The sequence below is a fragment of the Ruegeria sp. CDSC054 genome (assembly GCF_059610645.1).
Window position 1 is genome coordinate 16,526 of record NZ_JBXWOA010000016.1, and the last position, 16,930, is coordinate 33,455.

Genomic DNA, 16,930 nt, shown 5'->3' on the forward strand with positions numbered 1-16,930 from the left:
CTCCAAGGTTCGCCGGCACGGCCCGGGTCCCAGCGGCGCTAACATGGGTCAGCGCGCATCGCCCGGTTCTGGGATAATGTATGATGACCGCAAATGCAGGCTACCTCTCTGCAATCAGGATACGGCAGCCCTTGCAGCGCGGAAGGCACGTATACATCGCGGAGACCGGGGATGGCGCTGCGTTCAATCAGATCCACCGTGACCTTCCCGCGCCCGTTTACCCTATCCGGATATTCGGACGAGCTGCCTGCCGGTGAATACGAAGTATTGGTTGAGGAAGAACTTATCGAGACGCTGAGTTTCACGGAATACCGCAGAACAGCGATTTTCCTGACTATAAACGGCAAGGGGCGTTCGCTGGGCCGAACAGAAATGCGGCCAATTACCTGGACCGACCTGGAAACGGCACTTAGCCGCGGCATTCAATATGACATCTGACGATAGCGAGGCGGCGCTTTGCCGCTGGAGGAACTACAATGAACACTCCCGAATGGCTTAAACCCGGCCTCTACGGCGCCGTCATCGGCGCGGTACTTGTTAGTGTAGCTGGATTTTCTTGGGGCGGCTGGGTAACCGGCCGAACCTCGAACGACAGGTCCGTGGCTATGGCCCGTGAACATGTTGCCACCGCATTGGTGCCTGTCTGTCTGGACATGGCCCGATCCGATCCGGAACGGGCTGCCAAGATGGCGGCGATCCGGGCAGCCTCTACCTTCCGGCAGCGAGAGGCCCTCATGACGGCTGGCTGGGCGACGGTACCAGGCACAGAGACCCCGAACCGGGACATCGCGCAAGCCTGCCTTGCAGCCCTTGACGTAAACAAGTCACCGGAGCGTCCGGAAAACACGATCAATGAAGGATGAGCAGCGCCATGTCACCACCTCTGCCTGAAACAACCGATCTTGAACGGCGCGTTCTAGCCCATGAACGGGTTCTCCAGTCGCTCATTGCTTACATGTCGCACACGGAACCGCGTTTTGTTGAGCACCTTAAGAAGCGTTTTGTTGAGCCGATGGCCATGGTGCGGCACGAGCATGACCACCGGAACGCGGATGATTACGCGGAGGAGTTTATTCGCGCCGTGATGGCCCTTGGAGAAACGCAATTGCCAAAGGCGGCGAGCTCCAGCGTACTCGTTAAGCCATTGCACCAACCGGAAAAGAGACAAACTTCGACACACCCCTATTATCCCACTGCGCAAGCTGATCGTGTCCGTGTCAGAGAGAGGAATGGGATCTGGGAGGTCAAGGTGGATGGCGTATTCCACGGGGACTACCACGACAAGGGCAATGCTCTGGCAGCCGCAGCCTTGGCCCGCTTGTCGCTTTGATGAGAGGACTTCTCCTATGAACGAGCTAGTCAGAAAGTCAATTGCGGTTTTCGCCCGGCCTTTCAGTGTGCCTGGCTTCGACGAGACGCTTCCGGCAGGAGAGTACGATATTGAAACGGAACTGTCTTCACCGCCCGACCATCTGCACCCGGAAGTCTGGAAAGCATCTGTAGCGGTGAGACTGCATTCTCGGTCATCCCACCCCGGCCTGGCGAGAACCTTGACCGTTTCACTGGCCGACCTCGATGACGCCCTGGCAAAGGACAAGCTGACCGGAAAAGATCTGGCAGAACTTTTCCTGGAAGAGATGCTCGCAGACCCGATGGTTCGGCTGGTGATGGAGGCCGACGGTGTTTCCGAGATGCAGCTTCGGCATCTCTACGCGGGCGGGCGCGCATCTCAGGCGGACAAAGAGGCACGGGATGCGGATACAACAGGTACATCGCCACAAGAAAACTCACAAATACAGGCTGCGGAGAACGAAGGAATGCCGACACAGAGGGAATAAGACACGTGGATCTACCCCGCCGACCGCCAGGGTCTGCGCCGGGTGCCGGTTCGCACGAGCAAGGGAGAAAACGATATGCCCGACCAGAACGGCGGCCCGGAAGACCGTGGGCCATGGCAAAGCAAACAGAAGAGCAATCCTCCCGAGATTGACGATCTTCTTCGTCAAGGCCGCGACCGCCTGAGCGGATTACTCCCTGAAGGGCGGCCGCCTCTGAGAGGGGTACTGGTTGCAGGAGCGATAGTCTTGGCGGCGGTTGCAGCCTGGTCTTCTTATTACACAGTCCCGAGCGACTCGGTCGCCGTTGTCCAGCGTTTTGGCAAATACACTGCTGAGGTTTCGCCTGGCCTGCATTTCAAATTCCCGTTTGGCATCGACGTTGCCACACTGGTGCCCGTGAAACGGCAACTGAAGCAGGAATTCGGATTCACCACGCCGGGCAGGAGTGATCCCTTCCAAAGCCCGTCAGACGGCCGACGTGAAACCGAAATGGTCACGGGAGATCTGAACGCCGCGCTTGTGGAATGGGTGGTGCAATACCGGATCTCGGATCCCCTGAAGTTTCTGTTCGAGGTACGCGAGCCAAGCGCGACTTTGCGTTACGTCTCTGAGTCGGTGATGCGCGAGGTCGTTGGAGACCGCACGGTTGACGAGGTCATCACCATCGGCCGGCAAGAGATCGAGAGCGAGGCACTTTTTAAGATGCAGGCTCTGTCCACGAAATACGCCATGGGCATCAGTATCGACCAGGTGCAGCTGAAGAACATCAACCCGCCGGGGCCTGTTCAGGCGTCATTCAATGAGGTCAACCAGGCACAGCAGGAAAAGGAACGCCTGATCAACGAGGCGCGCCGCGAGTACAACAAAGTCATTCCGCTGGCCGAGGGCGAGAAAGATCAGCGGATTCGAGAGGCTGACGGTTATCGCCTGAAACGCATCAACGAGGCGGAAGGCGACGCTGCGCGGTTCACCGCGCTTTTGGCCGAATACGTCAAGGCACCAGAGGTCACGAGGCGGCGGATATACATAGAAACCCTCCAGGATGTTCTGCCCACAATCCTGTCAAAAATCATTGTCGAAGGATCGACTACGAGCATCCTGCCGCTTTTGAACCTGGACAGGCTTCAGGAGGACCCGTCATGAGCATCAGACTGGGTCTCATTGCAGGGATTGCGGCTGCAGTTGGCGTGATTGCCTCCGGTTCCCTCTACACAGTTGGCGAAGTCGAACAGGCCATTATCACCCAATTCGGCAAACCCGTGGGAGAACCAGTTATAACGGCCGGCTTAAAGCTAAAGCTGCCCATCGTTCAGGAAGTCAACCGGATCGACCGCCGGGTTCTTGAGTGGGATGGCAATCCGTCCGACATGCCCACCAAGGACAAGCTCTACATTTCCGTCGATCTTTTCGCCCGCTGGAAAATCACCGACCCGTTGCAATATTTCCTGCGGCTGCGCGATGAGCGCAGCGCGCAATCCCGACTAGACGATATTCTCGGCAGCGAAACCCGCAATGCCGTCGCCAAACACGAGTTGATAGAGATTATCCGGACTACGAAAGGCCGGATCCCGCTGCGGGACACGCTTCTAACCGATGAGGAGCGTGCGCAGGACATAGGTTCTCTGGTTCCTATCCAGAAAGGCCGCGCACTTGTAGAACAGGAGATTTTCGCAGCCGCCTCAGAGAAGGTTCGTGTATTTGGGATCGAGCTTCTCGATATCCGTTTCAAGCGGATCAATTACAATGAGAGTGTGCGTCCGAAGATCTATGACCGCATGATCTCCGAGCGTCGCCAGATCGCTGAACGTTTTCTTTCCGAAGGCAATGGCGAAGCCGCGCGAATTCGCGGCAACCGGGTTCGCGATCTGAACAAGATACAATCCGAAGCGTATCGCGCCGTCGAGGAAATCCGCGGCGTGGCTGACGCCTCGGCGGCTGCGATCTACGCAAAAGCCTACAACATCGACGCCCAAGCAGCCGAATTCTATGCGTTTACCCGGACAATGCAGGCCTACAAGGACATGATTTCAGGCGGAACGACGCTGGTCCTGACAACCGATAGCGAACTTTTCAGGTTTCTGAGAGGAATGGAGGCCGGAGAGCCGTCTGGAAGTACATCTCCTCCCCCTCCCGGCCTGACGGCTGCGGCCGAACGCTGATGAATCGGAGGACAAAGAGATGACGGAAGAACCGGTGGATTTGGACGAAACGCGAAGCGCCGAACGCCAGATTGCGACCGACACCCGATGCCGCAAACGCGGTGTTTGGGAGCAAACGTCATCCACACCATCCGCGTTTAATAGGTTCAAAGTTTTGGGTTTTCGGCACGTGCATCCGCCGCAAACGCAAAAGTCCAGTTTGTCCGTTGAAATCACCTCGCGTCTTATCGGTACGCTTGGGGCACAACGAATGGCAACTGGTTTACATGTTCACTATTTGTTTTTCATGACGCCCAAATATGCACGCTCGGGTCGGTTGGGCCAATAAAGAAAAACGTTGCGCCTTGTGGCGGAATTTGACCGACTGTCCCGCGAATAGCGGATTGGCCCGCAAATCGTGAGTTCAGCCCGATTGATTAGACGTTTTGCACAGATAATCTCTGGTTACAGGAACAACCATCTGACCTCGGCTTAGCTGAAACTGAAATACAACCAAGCCCTGTTCCGAAAAGGCCATCTCGGATACGATCAGATAGTATCGCCACATTCGCAGAAACCGATCATCGTAGAGGTCGCGGATCGATTCCAGATTGGCCTCGAACTTTTCCTGCCAACATTGAAGCGTTCGCGCGTAGTGGCCGCGCCAGACTTCAACATCTGTGGTCACCAAGTCCTGCTTTTCAATCTCCTTCATGGCTTCGGACATTGATGGTGCATATCCGCCGGGAAAAATGTATTTGTGAATCCATGGCGACGTTCGACCGGGTGCGGTGGATCGACCGATTGTATGCACCAATGCGACGCCATCCGGTTTCAGATTCTCACGCAGTTTGCGAAAAAATGTTGGATATTGGGGCCGACCAACATGCTCCATCATTCCGACCACAACGATACGATCAAATTCTTCGTCGACCTCTCGATAGTCGATCAGGCGAAATTCGACCATATTCCCGACACCGGCCGCTTCGGCTCTGCTTTTTGCATATTCCAACTGCACTTTGGACAAGGTCACACCAACCACCTTCGCTCCATAGTCTCGCGCCATGGTAATTGACATGCCGCCCCAACCACAGCCGATATCCATCACTGTCATTCCTGGTTCGATTAAGAGCTTCTTGGCTATGTGCGCCTTCTTTGCTACCTGGGCCTCTTCGATGCTTTGCACCGGATCTGAGAAATAGGCGCAGGTATATTGAAGGTCTTGGTCAAGAAAAAGTTCATAGAGATCAGCGGAAAGGTCATAATGATGTTCGACATTTCTGCGCGCGATATGAACGGGATTATACTGTGCGATACGTCTAAGTGACTTGCGCAGCCCTGTGACCGACGTGCCGTAACGCCCACCACCATAGTTGTTCGCATTGCGCACAATTAGCGAAACAAAGCCGCGTAAATCGTTTTGCGAAATTGTGAGAGTCTCATCCATATAGGCTTCGCCCAAGGCGAGATCGCCGTTCATTACCAATTTGCGCGGAAGCGCTTTGTCGTGGAGGGTTATGGCTGAACTGGGCCCTTTTCCGCGGCCATAGGTGCTGCAACGCCCATCCGGCCAAGTCACCGCAAGCTCACCTTCTTGGATGATCTTGGTCAAAAGGCGGTCAAGCAATGACACCCACAATGTGACGTCCTCCAATGCTTCCACGATTAGACTACACTCCATGGCAATCGCACAAGTTGAAGGAGCAAGTTATGTCCGCTTAGTGTCCGCAGAGCGGTCGGTCGTGCGCGTAGATAACGCCACATTGAATAGGTAGGTTCCCAAATACTCGCCGATGATCGCCGCGCGAGCACAATCGAAAAGGCACCCTGTGCTGAATTCCTGGCGCATGGACCGGATTTAACTGCGTGTTCGCGGCAATTGGATGCGCCTTTATCGAACTGTCGATAAAGCAGGTGACAGGGAACACCCATGATTTCGTGCTGCCTGAGCGATGGAACGGTCTCGCAGCAACCAAGTTCTTTGCCAAAGCGTTGTAGTCAATCGGAAGCACTGGCAAAACCGTAATCGATAAGAGCGGAGCCAACGCAGCAGGTATTTCAAGAAGTGAACAGGAACTTGAGGCGATTTGGTTGCCCGGTTAAAGTACAGACAATAAGGTCGAAACTCCTGAATAGACTGATCGAGCAAGAACATCAGTTCAAAATACAGCGTGTTCGGCGCATGTGTGGGTTCAAATCTTTCGCATCTGCGTCCGCTAACTTGGATGGCATTGAAGTCGTCTATATGATCCGAATGAAGCAGCTCTCTAGCGCTACAACTTTGGGCTTTCGGTTGTTTGGTGTGATCGCTGGATAAATGTGTCCAGCATGTCGTTAACTCTGGCCGTTCTAAAAGTTTGCAACACAACCGTTCAGCACCCGAAAGAGCGACGATTGCAGATAGTTTTCGAGTGAGAGGTCTGTTTTCGATTGTTTTTATTGGGTCATCCAAGTGCGGCGAAAATTTCACGAGAAAATTCGACGCGAAGCTGCTTTCAATCAGTCCAACATGCAGAAAATTCTGCAACGATGGTTGAATTCATCGAGCCCACTTCTGGTCCTGATGAGTTAACGCGACAGGAACGGCCCATGATGTCTGACCCAACAGAGTTTGCAGGAATAGCGGCACTCTCGATCTATGAGGCACCATCGCTCTCCTTGAATAATCAAAAATTGCTTCCGGAACGCCAAGCCGCGAGGGAATTACGCGCCGCGGTGACGGCTCACGAAAACGCTCCAACAATAGGATTGGAAACAAAATGCCATCAGGCCGTTGCTGACTTGATTAACGCGATCATAGTCACCAAAAACACGGTTCGATGTTTGTGACACCGCGCGGTAGTGGTTTGACTCCCGACCTTTGAAGTGGACCCGAAAAAGAATCCGCCACCGCTCCCGCCCGAATGAAACTCGCCCGATCAGCACGCCTCCGTCCAGTGCTGTTCTGCTCGGCAAACCTTAAAAAGGAGTGCTTCGAAGCCGTTCACTTAGCGTCGCCTTTTCGACGAAGACGAAAAGACCATGGACCAGACGGTCTTTTCCGACGCAGCAGACCATCATCCAATCCTTGTCTCAGGGAGTTCCCGACATGTCCGCCAAAGACGTCAAATTCAGTGCTGATGCGCGCAGCCGAATGCTAACAGGGATCAACATGCTGGCGAACACCGTCAGGATCACTCTTGGTCCAAAAGGTCGAAACGTCATTTTGGACAGATCCCACGGTGCCCCGCGTATCACCAAGGACGGCGTTACTGTTGCCAAAGAATTCGAGCTTCCGGATCACTTTGAAAACATGGGAGCCCAGATGGTGAAGGAAGTCGCGTCCCGCACCAACGAAGAGGCTGGCGACGGCACAACCACTGCTACCGTACTGGCTCAGGCGATCGTCAAGGAAGGGATGAAGGCCGTTGCCGCTGGCATGAATCCGATGGATCTGAAGCGAGGTATTGAACAAGCCGTCCGGGTCGTCGCCGCAAAGATCAAGGACCTGTCCCGACCGGTTGGCGACAGTGTCGAAATTGCGAAGGTAGGGGCCATCTCCGCCAACGGAGATATAGCGATTGGCCGTCAGATCGCCCATGCGATGGCTGCGGTCGGCACTGAAGGCGTAATCACGGTTGAAGAGAGCAAGGGATTGGAGACCGAAACCGAAGTGGTCGAAGGTATGAATTTCGATCGCGGTTACCTTAGCCCATATTTCATAACAAATGTGGTCAAGATGAGCGTAGAGCTGGAAGACTGCGTTATACTGTTCCACGAGAGCAAGTTGTCGTCTCTTGCCGACATGGTGCCGTTCCTCGAAGCAGTCATGGAAGCCGAAAAGCAGCTTCTGGTTGTTGCCGAGGACGTGGAGGGCGATGCGCTGGCCATGCTTGTGGTCAACAAGCTTCGTGGTGGATTGAAAGTTGCCGCCGTGAAGGCGCCTGGGTTTGGGGATAGCCGCAGGGAGATGCTGGAGGATCTCGCGATCCTGACGGGCGGTCAAGTGATCTCGACCGATTTGGGGGCCAAGCTTGAAACCGTCACGCTGGACATGCTCGGTGCCGCAAAGAAAGTCGTCATCTCAAAGGACGATACGACCGTCATTGATGGCGCTGGCGACAAATCAGCAATCACTTCACGGGTCGCCCAGATTCGCTCCCAAATCGAAGATACGACGTCCGACTACGAACGGGAAAAGCTGCAGAGTCGTCTTGCTAAACTGACAGGCGGGGTCGCCATCATCCGGGTCGGAGGGGCCACGGAGATTGAGGTAACGGAACGCAAAGACCGGGTTGACGACGCGTTGAACGCCACTCGCGCGGCGGTTCAGGAAGGTGTTGTTCCAGGCGGTGGTGTTGCGCTGCTCCATTCAGACAAAGCGCTTGCGACCCTTAAAGGTGCCAACTCCGACCAGGATGCCGGCATCAGGATCGTCCGGCGATCAATCCAGGCACCGCTGCGCCAGATTGTCGAAAATGCCGGCGTGGACGGATCGGTCGTCGCGGCAAAGATCATCGAAAGCGAAAACCCATCCTTCGGGTTCGACGCTCAAACGGAAACTTATGTCGACATGCTGACAGCGGGGATCATTGACCCCACCAAAGTTGTCCGGGTTGCTCTGGAAGATGCGGCGTCGATTGCAAGCCTTCTGATCACAACCGAGGCGATGGTCGCACAAAAACCCAACAGGTCTGGAACTGCATCAGATTTGGGACCCTTGAGGGCGTGACGCAGGTCTTTTGACCCAACGACGGGACCACCTCAATGCAGTCGGTCGATTTGTAACATGCAAACGTATTGAGAGAAACCAACCTGAAAGGAATTTAGATGTCAAAAGGTGACAAGAGGCGCGGCAACCGCGAAGTTAAAAAGCCAAAGAAACCAAAGGAAAAAATCGTGGCGACGGCCGATTTCACAAAGGGTCAGAGGCCGGTCAGGATCGGGAATAAGAAAAAGTAATTTTCATAGTCGCAAGACGAAGATTGAACCACAGCAGTGCGTGCAGGATTCGCGTCGTTAGGAAGGGATGGAGACATGGGCAATAGCCGCAACTCCGGCCCATGGTGTCCGAAGGCCATTGGAGCGCCGCTTTGGCATGCTTCGCAATTTGGTTTCCGAAGTTTCTGATCTATACCCGGATTGATTCATAACTCACTATAACGATGCGTTCGGTTTCGTCCCAGAGCGCGAGGCTTGAGAAGCGCAAGCTATCGCGGAGAGTGATGCGCCGGGTGTTGGCAAGGACGTCATGACCTCGAAGGACCTCGGGAAGACGATAGAACGGGATACGGCTGGCCAGATTATGAACATGGTGAACTCCGGTATTCCCGGTGATCCAGCGCAGCATTCCGGGCAGTGCATAGTGTGAACTGCCTTCAAGCGCCGCATCCAGAATGCTCCAATCATTTTCCCGCTGCCAACTGGTATCCTCGAACTGGTGCTGCAGGTAAAAGAACCACATACCAGCAATTGCAGCGAGGAGCATCGTCGGTAGAAACACGAACAACAGGACGTCCAAGTATCCGGCCGCGTGATCTAAGATCGGCGCGAGAAGTTACCGCTGACAATAATCTCGTTGATCAATTTGGCGACTGCCGAATGGGTTTCTAGCTCTAATTCCGAACCATTGGCACACTCGTGGGTCACGGCAGCATCGCGCAAAACCCCGACGATCTCACGTTCCTGAAGAAGATTGAGATCGTTTAAGGCAAGTAGAAGAGCCTCGCAGATCGAGAGTGCAGCCATGCCTGCGGGATCTTGGTGGTCTGACATTGGGGTCATTCCTTTTAAAGTCATTGGATTCGTGACCAGGCGAGGTGGTGATGGTTTTTCTATTGTCATATGAGTTTTGGTATTTTGGACTGATCGAAAGTAGCCTCAATACCAAATTCTTCGTAGAGTCTTTGCAGGCTCGGGGAAATCCAACGATGAACACCAACACCAGCCCGCTAACACAGAAACTCTCGGCATTTGTTGCCTTGGCAGAGGCGGAACTGGCCGTTTTGGAACAATTGCACCAGCGGAGGAGAACCTTTGAGGCTGGCCGAGATCTTGTTCATCAGGGACAATCGGAACAGGCTGCCTATATCCTCGCCGCAGGCTGGGTTGTTTCATATAAGATTCAGCCTGACGGATCACGCCAAATCGTCGATTTCCAGATTCCTGGGGATTTCCTTGGGCTGCGCAGCGTTTTGTTGCACACTTCAGACCATGGCATTGAGCCGATTGTTGATATCGAAGCCGCCGAGGTTCTGGTGAGTGATCTTTTGCAAGCCTTCGCAGAGACACCTCGGCTGGCCACTGCAGTTTTATGGGCCGTGTCACGCGACGAAGCGATGGTTGTCGAACATCTTGTCGGGCTTGGGCGGCGTGATGCGGATGCGCGCATGGCACATTTCCTACTGGAACTGGGAGTCAGGCTGTCGCTTGTGGGGATGGGCAGCAAGAAAGGCTATGCCTGCCCGCTCACACAGTACCATCTTGCCGATGCACTGGGATTGAGCGCCATTCACGTCAACCGCGTCCTGCGCAAACTCAGGGAGGACGAGTTGGTTACATTTCGGGATGGGTTTGTGACGTTCAATAACTATGAGGGTCTGGTTAAACTGGCGGATTTCGATCCAGCGTATCTGGATCAGAAGCGGCCGCTTCTGGCCTGATTGGGTCCCACAATCTGGTTTTGGACGATCCTGCTTGCATCTCCAACGCGTGACGTTACATCAGCGCCCGACTGGCTTCCTTGAGTTTCTTGTGAGCCTCTTCGTCATTTTCGGCTTCATGGGCACTTTCAGCGGCCTGATAGTGTTTCAATGCCGTCGCCTTTTTGGGGCCTTCAGGCGCTTTGTCCCAGGCGGCCTTGACGGAGGCCATGTGCTTGACGGCGTGGTTTTCCTGACTCTGGTCTTCATCATTCATTGGAATGTCCTTTCCTGGACGGTCCGAGAATAAGAAGCACGAGACTCATACAGCCCTTTTGGGGAGCTCCATGTTCCCCGCGCCCCTCAGATACTCAAAAAAAATGCCAACCAAATACACAGCGGACACATGTTACCTAACGGGTTTCAGAGCGCCTTCGTACTGACGCAGGTTAGCCCGCTTGAGCGAGATAAAAGATCCGCGCAAGTATCAGAGCGCCCATGAGTTAAATCAGCATCCAATAGATCGGGACCCGGGGGCCGGTATACTTTATTGTCTCAGGCAATTTCGAAACGCGATGCGACACGCGCTTAGGTAACAAGGCCACCAACTTTGTCGCCACGCTGCCGCTCGCATGATCAAGCGTGGGTACATCTCTGACTGTCGAAAGATGTGCTTTCAGCCGGGCATGCGCTGCATCCCGGCCCAGAAGTGTAAGCTCACGAGCCTCGGTCCAAGGCTCGAGCCCGAGACGCGCAAGGGCTGACAAAACCGTGACTGTTGCACCGGTTTTGTCTTCACCCACTTCTGCAAGCAGGAAAGGGTCGTAGTCGGAGCCATCCGGGCGAAGAACATCTGATACAGACATGATTTTTCCTTTCGGGCTGGGGGAGCGGCGCTCGACAAAAATCGTTGGGACAAAGATACCGATCAACGCGTTGGATACCGCATTCAATATTGCTTGATTGCTGCAAGGCGCAAAGACTTGCATCTGCCTGGATGCGCCACCTTCTAGCCCCGATTGTCGGGGGTGAGGTAGTTGCACACATCCTGACAGTAAAGAACCTGATGGGTACTAACTTCGATCAGCATAAAGCCCGTGGGTTGGGAATAATATAGCCCTAAGTGCTGTGACTTGACGGGGCATCTGGACTGATGCGGCCGACCATGGTCGGTGCCGGAAATCCAGCGATCAATTCAACGGAGGTATGGGATGCTCACGCGTTCGATCAGGTCAAAGGTGACGTTCACCAATGCCTTCAGGTTGGGAAACAGCGACATCGTGTTTCCGGCTGGCGCGTATGAAATTCTCTTCGAGGAGGAGTTGCTGCAAGGCGTCAGCTTTGAGGCTTACCGACGCACCGCGACCTACTTAATGGTCAGGGGTCGAGGGAGTCATGTCGGTCAAACAACGATGCACATGACAACACAAAAGGATCTGGAGCACGCCATTGCCTGCGACTAGGCCCGTTGTGAAACAATTCAACATAGCGAAGCGGCGCTTTCTCCGCTGGAGGACTTGATATGACCAATCCTGAATGGCTGAAACCCGGTATGTATGGCGCACTGCTCGGCGCGGTGTTTGTCGGTGTCGTTGGATTCTCTTGGGGCGGCTGGATGACTGGCGGAAGCGCGAACAAGTTGGCAAGCGAAATGGCGCGGGACCAGGTGATCGCGGCGCTCGTGCCAATTTGCCACGACATGTCCCGCACGGATAATCAGCGTTTAGCAAAGCTCGCAACGATCCAGGCTGCCACGTCGTACAAGCGACGCGACGCCGTGATGGATGCGGGTTGGGCAACCATGCCTGGTTCCGATTCTCCGAACCGCGATCTCGCCAAAGCGTGCATAGAAGGGCTGAACCTTGATGCATCTTAATATGATTGCGTCAAGGCCGCCCTCGTCAATTCACACTGGTTTGCTACGGTAAGTGGGATGTTTGGATTGCAACTAGAAAGCGACCATGGAACCTATTCGACCCTTGATGTTAGAAAGTGGGATACCGATGCAAGCAGTCTGAAATTTCCCTCAAGTACAATCTACCGCGGCGCAACAAGCGATCACACCGGCTCAGCCAAACTCACCGGGCCCGTCAGGCGCGAAATGAAAATAGGCATGAACTACAACGCTCTTATTGGGGGCAATAAACGCGCCGGATGTCGCGAGAATTCGACTATGCAAGGAAAACTTGCCAAAACTAACGGGGATAGCGAAGCCTGCCTAAATTTGAAGTTGTTGTAACTTCTCAAATAGCGCTCCGCGGTCCGATACCGAGCGTCATGTGCTGATTTGCTTGGCAACGCGCCGTAGTAAATCGGCCCTTCAAACCCCATATACTGATAGGCTACGTGCGAATTTTCGGGTCTGACCGACGCACCGAGGTCTCAGTGGAAAATCCGAAATCGATTGGGATCATGTCTTTCAATGACCTGGCTATTAGGTCTGCCGTCCTGCTGAACCGTCGAATAAGGAAACCGACAATCAGGGCGGCAAAGGCCGGTTCAGCCAATCTCGAAAAACCCCGAGAGTCGCGCCGGAACGGGCTGGCGAGCCCTACCTGGCCCTTAATCGAAAGGACCACCGCAATGGATGACCAATTCAGCAAGACCATCGCAGTTTTCGACTGGCCATTCACAGTGCCCGGTTTCGCAGAAACGCTCCCCGCCGGCGAGTATGAAATCGAGACCGAACTCACCTCGCCTCCGGATCACCAAGACCCGGAAGCTTGGAAGGCCTCGGTTGTTGTCCACCTGCATCCACGCATTTCCCATCCGGGATTAACCCGGAGCCTAACCGTTTCATTGATTGATCTCGACAATGCCCGCGCGAAGGACAAGCTTTCAGGAAGAGAGCTGTCTGATGTTTTTCTGGAAGAAATGCTGGCAGACCCAATGGTGCAGCTTGTGATGCAGGCCGACGGGGTATCCGAGGCCCAATTGCGCCATCTTTACTCGGGATCGCGGACAACGCGGGAGAATATCGATCTCGTTGACCAAAGTCCCAAAGACGATACCCCGCAAGTTTTTTCGCAGGACAGCTCTGAAATTCAGAACGCCGAAAATGAAGGGATGCCATGCCAACAGTCCACTTCGCCTATGCCCGAATGAAGTTGAAGAAGCGAATGCCTGAATCAACGAAACGCGAGGAACTGATGCAAAAGAAGAAGGAATTCATCGTCTCGGACCCGCCAAAGCGTGCGCTTGCAGATGCGCCAAAGGAACGGTTCTGCTTGCGCTGCAAATCCTCTTTCTGGAGCGAAGGTTTTGGCGAACGCATCTGTTCCCGCTGCAAGGCCACCTCTGCTTGGCGCGCGGCCGTGCCGGAAGGCGTCAGTCAAGGTCGCCGCTCTGGCGGCCGGTCGTGATAGATCCCTTGATTGTTTTTAGGGCTGCCTGGCGTCGTTGTCCGAGATAATGCGAAAGCCCCCTTCGTCCGCGGTGCCTACCTATCACAACGCACGGATCTCGCCCGCGCAGCGAATGGCCGGTTTGATGGGCTGCGATGCAGCATTTAGGTCGGCTGACCGGCGGCAGCTATGGGCCGTCCATGACCGGCAAATTGGTGTCTTGGTTGGGAATGCTGTGACGCCTCCGATGTCGGTAGAGAGCCCATTTGGGGAGCGGATTTGTCGGCGCTGCAAAGGACTGAACGCTTGGCGAAACGGTGTGTCGGTTAGACCTGGGTTAGCTCGGCGTCGTTAATTTCTGACAACAGTGCAACCGCCCAAGCTTGATCATATTTCAGGCGATGTTATTGGTGTATAAGACCTCTTCACCCTGATTTTCCGTACCAGCCCATCGGTTAGCTTAATCTTTTCAAGATCGTGCAACTCTTCGGGGGATCAAGGCTTGTTTGATGCTCCCCAGCAGCCCATCTATACTGGGCTAACGTTTTTCTTTTTCGACCTGCTGTCTCCCAAAATCGGCGTTCAGTCTTTCGATTCAGACCGACCACGCCGAGCCGTCGCAATAGTGCGGGCGGCTGATATTAGGAGACTTACACCATGGCAAATGGCACCGTGAAATGGTTCAACTCAACCAAAGGTTTCGGCTTCATTGAACCGGAAAATGGCAAGAACGACGTATTCGTACATATTTCGGCGCTTGAGCGGTCCGGCATCAGTGAACTTCAGGATGGCCAGAAGGTCACTTTTGATTTGGAATCTGGTCGTGACGGGCGCGATAACGCCGCTAACTTGGCGCTGGCCTAAACGTTTTATGGGCACCCTTATGGGTGCCCGTTTGGACATTTAAGTCCGATGAGAGATCGGAGGGCCACCAGGTTGCAACCTCAGGATTGGACTAGAGTTCTCGCGCAATACCGCGCACCGAACACCGGACGCAGTGTCTTCGAATTGACAATCACTGTTATACCTTTTGTTGTGTTATGGGTCGCTGCGTGGCATGCATTGTCCATTAGCGTTTGGATCTCCACTTCGCTGGCAATATTGAATGCCGCCTTCCTGGTCCGCTTGTTCATAATCATGCACGATTGCGGTCATGGGGCGTTTTTCAAAAGCCGTGTACTTTGCAATTGGACAGGCCGGTTTCTGGGTGTTCTGGCGCTCACACCATATGATGTCTGGCGCCAAACCCATGCAATTCACCATTCTTCAACCGGTAATCTGGATCGGCGCGGTATCGGAGACTTACCGACCTTGACTGTCGACGAATATGTGAACCGGAAGTGGATCGGACGCGCCTTGTATCGATTGGTTCGACACCCATTGTTCATGTTTGGCGTCGTCCCAATCTATACGTTTTTTATCCTATATCGGCTGCCCGTCGGATTAATGCATGCTGGCTGGCAGTATTGGCTAAGCGCAATGGCGACAAACGTTGTGATAGCTACTGTTTTGGGTGGAGTCTATTGGGTCGGAGGTGTGGATGCACTGTTGTTTGTGTTTCTCCCCACAATGATTTTAGCTGCTTCAATCGGTGTCTGGCTTTTCTACATCCAGCATCAATTCGAGCACACAACCTGGGAACACGAAGAGCAGTGGAAACTACAGCATGCAGCATTCTATGGCAGCTCTCACTATGCCCTACCTGGTCCTCTACGCTGGTTCACTGCGAATATAGGTGTGCACCATGTTCATCACATGGCCAGCCGGATACCTTTTTACAGACTTGATGAAGTGCTGCGCGATCACGGTGAACTCGCCGATTGTCAGCGCATTACGCTCTATGAAAGCCTGCACTGTGCGCGGCTGCACCTTTGGGACGAAAGCCGTCAACGCCTGCTGACATTTTCTGAGGCGTTATCGCACGCCAAAACTGCATAACTTTCAATGTAGTCTGGCGCGCACGAGGTATGCTTCGATTGTATCCTCACTAAGTGCTCGAACGGCCTTTAGACGGTGGAGATCGGTCAGAGCCCTCATTACCTGTTCTTTGTGATGCAGCGAATGTCGGCTTCAGAGTGGCATGCTAATGAGGCTACATAAGTGGTCACGAATTTGCCGATACACAAGGCGAATGCCAGATTGAAACAATTTCTTTCATCGGCATCCTGGGACTTGGAAAAAGTGTTAGGCCGATGAACGTTGTAATACCGTCGCCAAGTGGTTATGTTAAGTCCACTAAAGTTCTGGTTTTCTGCGGCCTGGGCGTATCGCCTGCTAGAGTGAACTAAGTTCTTCCATCATGAAAATTCAGCTGTCACGTCCTCTACTTGGATCTGATGTTTGGGAAGGTTGCCGATGTTTTCGCGCACAACCACATCGCTTGTGACGTTTGTCGATCCGTTTGTGGTGATCAGACGCACCGAAGGCTTGCCAAAGAACCACAACGCAACTGTTGATCAATTGAAATTCCAGCAGCCCGAACTGCGCCTATCGGTCATCACGCCCTGGGTATGGCGCGGGCTCGAGATCAAGGTTGCGCAAAAAGACACAAAACAGCGAGGCGGCGCTTTCTCCGCCAGAGGATCTAAAATGACATTTCCAGAATGGACGAAACCAGGCATCTACGGTGCTTTGTGTGGTGCGATTGCGGTCTCAATCCTTGGCTTTACCTGGGGCGGGTGGACAACCAGCGGTGGCGCTCAAGAATTGGCGAAGGACCATGCAAGCGAAGAAGTGACGCTCGCGATGGTGCCGGTTTGCCTGAACAGGTCAGCTGCTGACCCCAAGCGCGAAGAAATAATCGTAACCCTCCAAGAGGCCTCTGGCTTCAGTCGCCGCAAGGCTATGATGGATACGGGTTGGGCTACGTTGCCGGGGTCGGAAACGCCAAGCCGTGACCTTGCAGATGCCTGTATCGCGGGGCTTGAGCTGGATGGATCATAACTCAAAGGCAATGCCGCAACTCTGTCAGGCGATCTGGGGAGCGCATC

Annotated in this window: 23 protein-coding genes; 18 read left to right on the forward strand and 5 right to left on the reverse strand. The window is 54.1% G+C overall.

What is annotated here, in order from left to right; genetic code table 11:
• The first annotated feature begins 171 nt into the window (after positions 1-171).
• The 7 genes from AC2FGC_RS21285 to AC2FGC_RS21315 all read left to right on the forward strand — a co-directional run bounded on the left by AC2FGC_RS21285 (position 172) and on the right by AC2FGC_RS21315 (position 4,325).
• Positions 172-438 (forward strand): hypothetical protein, encoded by a 267-nt coding sequence (locus AC2FGC_RS21285; RefSeq protein ID WP_496783379.1) that lies wholly within the window; start codon positions 172-174, stop codon positions 436-438.
• Positions 439-476: 38 nt separating this feature from the next.
• Entirely contained in the window at positions 477-863 is a 387-nt protein-coding gene (locus tag AC2FGC_RS21290; RefSeq protein WP_299893133.1) for a hypothetical protein, read from the forward strand.
• Between the two features lie 8 nt (positions 864-871).
• On the forward strand, positions 872-1,330 hold the full coding sequence (locus AC2FGC_RS21295) for a hypothetical protein (RefSeq protein WP_496783381.1): 459 nt from the start codon (positions 872-874) through the stop codon (positions 1,328-1,330).
• 16 nt (positions 1,331-1,346) lie between these two features.
• Positions 1,347-1,838: a hypothetical protein gene (locus AC2FGC_RS21300; RefSeq protein WP_496783383.1), complete on the forward strand. Its 492-nt coding sequence runs from the start codon at positions 1,347-1,349 to the stop codon at positions 1,836-1,838.
• Between the two features lie 75 nt (positions 1,839-1,913).
• The gene (gene hflK, locus AC2FGC_RS21305; RefSeq protein WP_496686527.1) at positions 1,914-2,981 is read left to right on the forward strand and encodes an FtsH protease activity modulator HflK; all 1,068 of its coding nucleotides are present in this window, start codon (positions 1,914-1,916) and stop codon (positions 2,979-2,981) included.
• Positions 2,978-3,997 (forward strand): protease modulator HflC, encoded by a 1,020-nt coding sequence (gene hflC, locus AC2FGC_RS21310; protein ID WP_010442286.1) that lies wholly within the window; start codon positions 2,978-2,980, stop codon positions 3,995-3,997. The genes hflK and hflC overlap by 4 nt, the downstream gene beginning before the upstream one ends.
• Positions 3,998-4,016: 19 nt before the next feature.
• Positions 4,017-4,325, forward strand: coding sequence for a hypothetical protein (locus AC2FGC_RS21315; protein WP_496783385.1), 309 nt, complete (start codon positions 4,017-4,019; stop codon positions 4,323-4,325).
• A 75-nt stretch (positions 4,326-4,400) separates the two neighbouring features.
• On the opposite strand, the gene AC2FGC_RS21320 is transcribed toward AC2FGC_RS21315, so the two are convergent.
• On the reverse strand, positions 4,401-5,639 hold the full coding sequence (locus tag AC2FGC_RS21320) for a class I SAM-dependent methyltransferase (protein WP_496783387.1): 1,239 nt from the start codon (positions 5,637-5,639) through the stop codon (positions 4,401-4,403).
• 402 nt (positions 5,640-6,041) lie between these two features.
• Here AC2FGC_RS21320 and AC2FGC_RS21325 point away from each other — a divergent pair, with 402 nt between their 5' ends.
• From AC2FGC_RS21325 to groL, 3 genes are all read left to right on the forward strand, one after another.
• Positions 6,042-6,293: a DDE-type integrase/transposase/recombinase gene (locus AC2FGC_RS21325; protein WP_366524170.1), complete on the forward strand. Its 252-nt coding sequence runs from the start codon at positions 6,042-6,044 to the stop codon at positions 6,291-6,293.
• A gap of 272 nt (positions 6,294-6,565) precedes the next feature.
• The gene (locus tag AC2FGC_RS21330) at positions 6,566-6,805 is read left to right on the forward strand and encodes a hypothetical protein (RefSeq protein WP_282121193.1); all 240 of its coding nucleotides are present in this window, start codon (positions 6,566-6,568) and stop codon (positions 6,803-6,805) included.
• Positions 6,806-7,064: 259 nt separating this feature from the next.
• On the forward strand, positions 7,065-8,687 hold the full coding sequence (gene groL / locus AC2FGC_RS21335) for a chaperonin GroEL (protein WP_496707552.1): 1,623 nt from the start codon (positions 7,065-7,067) through the stop codon (positions 8,685-8,687).
• A 399-nt stretch (positions 8,688-9,086) separates the two neighbouring features.
• On the opposite strand, the gene AC2FGC_RS21340 is transcribed toward groL, so the two are convergent.
• Complete coding sequence (locus AC2FGC_RS21340) at positions 9,087-9,476, reverse strand: fatty acid desaturase (protein WP_496737249.1); 390 nt, start codon at positions 9,474-9,476, stop codon at positions 9,087-9,089.
• A 17-nt stretch (positions 9,477-9,493) separates the two neighbouring features.
• Positions 9,494-9,730: a hypothetical protein gene (locus AC2FGC_RS21345; protein WP_299664513.1), complete on the reverse strand. Its 237-nt coding sequence runs from the start codon at positions 9,728-9,730 to the stop codon at positions 9,494-9,496.
• A 155-nt stretch (positions 9,731-9,885) separates the two neighbouring features.
• On the opposite strand from AC2FGC_RS21345, the gene AC2FGC_RS21350 reads away from it, so the two are divergent.
• Positions 9,886-10,617, forward strand: a complete 732-nt coding sequence (locus AC2FGC_RS21350) for a Crp/Fnr family transcriptional regulator (RefSeq protein WP_496707556.1) — start codon at positions 9,886-9,888, stop codon at positions 10,615-10,617.
• A 55-nt stretch (positions 10,618-10,672) separates the two neighbouring features.
• On the opposite strand, the gene AC2FGC_RS21355 is transcribed toward AC2FGC_RS21350, so the two are convergent.
• Together AC2FGC_RS21355 and AC2FGC_RS21360 are read right to left on the reverse strand one after the other, a co-directional pair.
• Positions 10,673-10,873, reverse strand: coding sequence for a hypothetical protein (locus tag AC2FGC_RS21355; protein WP_496707558.1), 201 nt, complete (start codon positions 10,871-10,873; stop codon positions 10,673-10,675).
• Positions 10,874-11,099: 226 nt separating this feature from the next.
• Entirely contained in the window at positions 11,100-11,462 is a 363-nt protein-coding gene (locus tag AC2FGC_RS21360; RefSeq protein WP_496783389.1) for a hypothetical protein, read from the reverse strand.
• 345 nt (positions 11,463-11,807) lie between these two features.
• On the opposite strand from AC2FGC_RS21360, the gene AC2FGC_RS21365 reads away from it, so the two are divergent.
• The 7 genes from AC2FGC_RS21365 to AC2FGC_RS21395 all read left to right on the forward strand — a co-directional run bounded on the left by AC2FGC_RS21365 (position 11,808) and on the right by AC2FGC_RS21395 (position 16,883).
• Entirely contained in the window at positions 11,808-12,059 is a 252-nt protein-coding gene (locus tag AC2FGC_RS21365) for a hypothetical protein (RefSeq protein ID WP_282121187.1), read from the forward strand.
• 59 nt (positions 12,060-12,118) lie between these two features.
• Positions 12,119-12,472 (forward strand): hypothetical protein, encoded by a 354-nt coding sequence (locus AC2FGC_RS21370; protein WP_176865328.1) that lies wholly within the window; start codon positions 12,119-12,121, stop codon positions 12,470-12,472.
• Between the two features lie 707 nt (positions 12,473-13,179).
• Positions 13,180-13,701 (forward strand): hypothetical protein, encoded by a 522-nt coding sequence (locus AC2FGC_RS21375; RefSeq protein ID WP_496783391.1) that lies wholly within the window; start codon positions 13,180-13,182, stop codon positions 13,699-13,701.
• 14 nt (positions 13,702-13,715) lie between these two features.
• Positions 13,716-13,958 (forward strand): hypothetical protein, encoded by a 243-nt coding sequence (locus AC2FGC_RS21380; RefSeq protein WP_299664525.1) that lies wholly within the window; start codon positions 13,716-13,718, stop codon positions 13,956-13,958.
• Between the two features lie 639 nt (positions 13,959-14,597).
• Positions 14,598-14,804, forward strand: coding sequence for a cold-shock protein (locus AC2FGC_RS21385; protein ID WP_496770095.1), 207 nt, complete (start codon positions 14,598-14,600; stop codon positions 14,802-14,804).
• Positions 14,805-14,852: 48 nt separating this feature from the next.
• On the forward strand, positions 14,853-15,878 hold the full coding sequence (locus AC2FGC_RS21390; protein WP_496783393.1) for a fatty acid desaturase: 1,026 nt from the start codon (positions 14,853-14,855) through the stop codon (positions 15,876-15,878).
• Between the two features lie 417 nt (positions 15,879-16,295).
• Complete coding sequence (locus AC2FGC_RS21395) at positions 16,296-16,883, forward strand: hypothetical protein (RefSeq protein ID WP_496770090.1); 588 nt, start codon at positions 16,296-16,298, stop codon at positions 16,881-16,883.
• Positions 16,884-16,930: the final 47 nt, after the last annotated feature.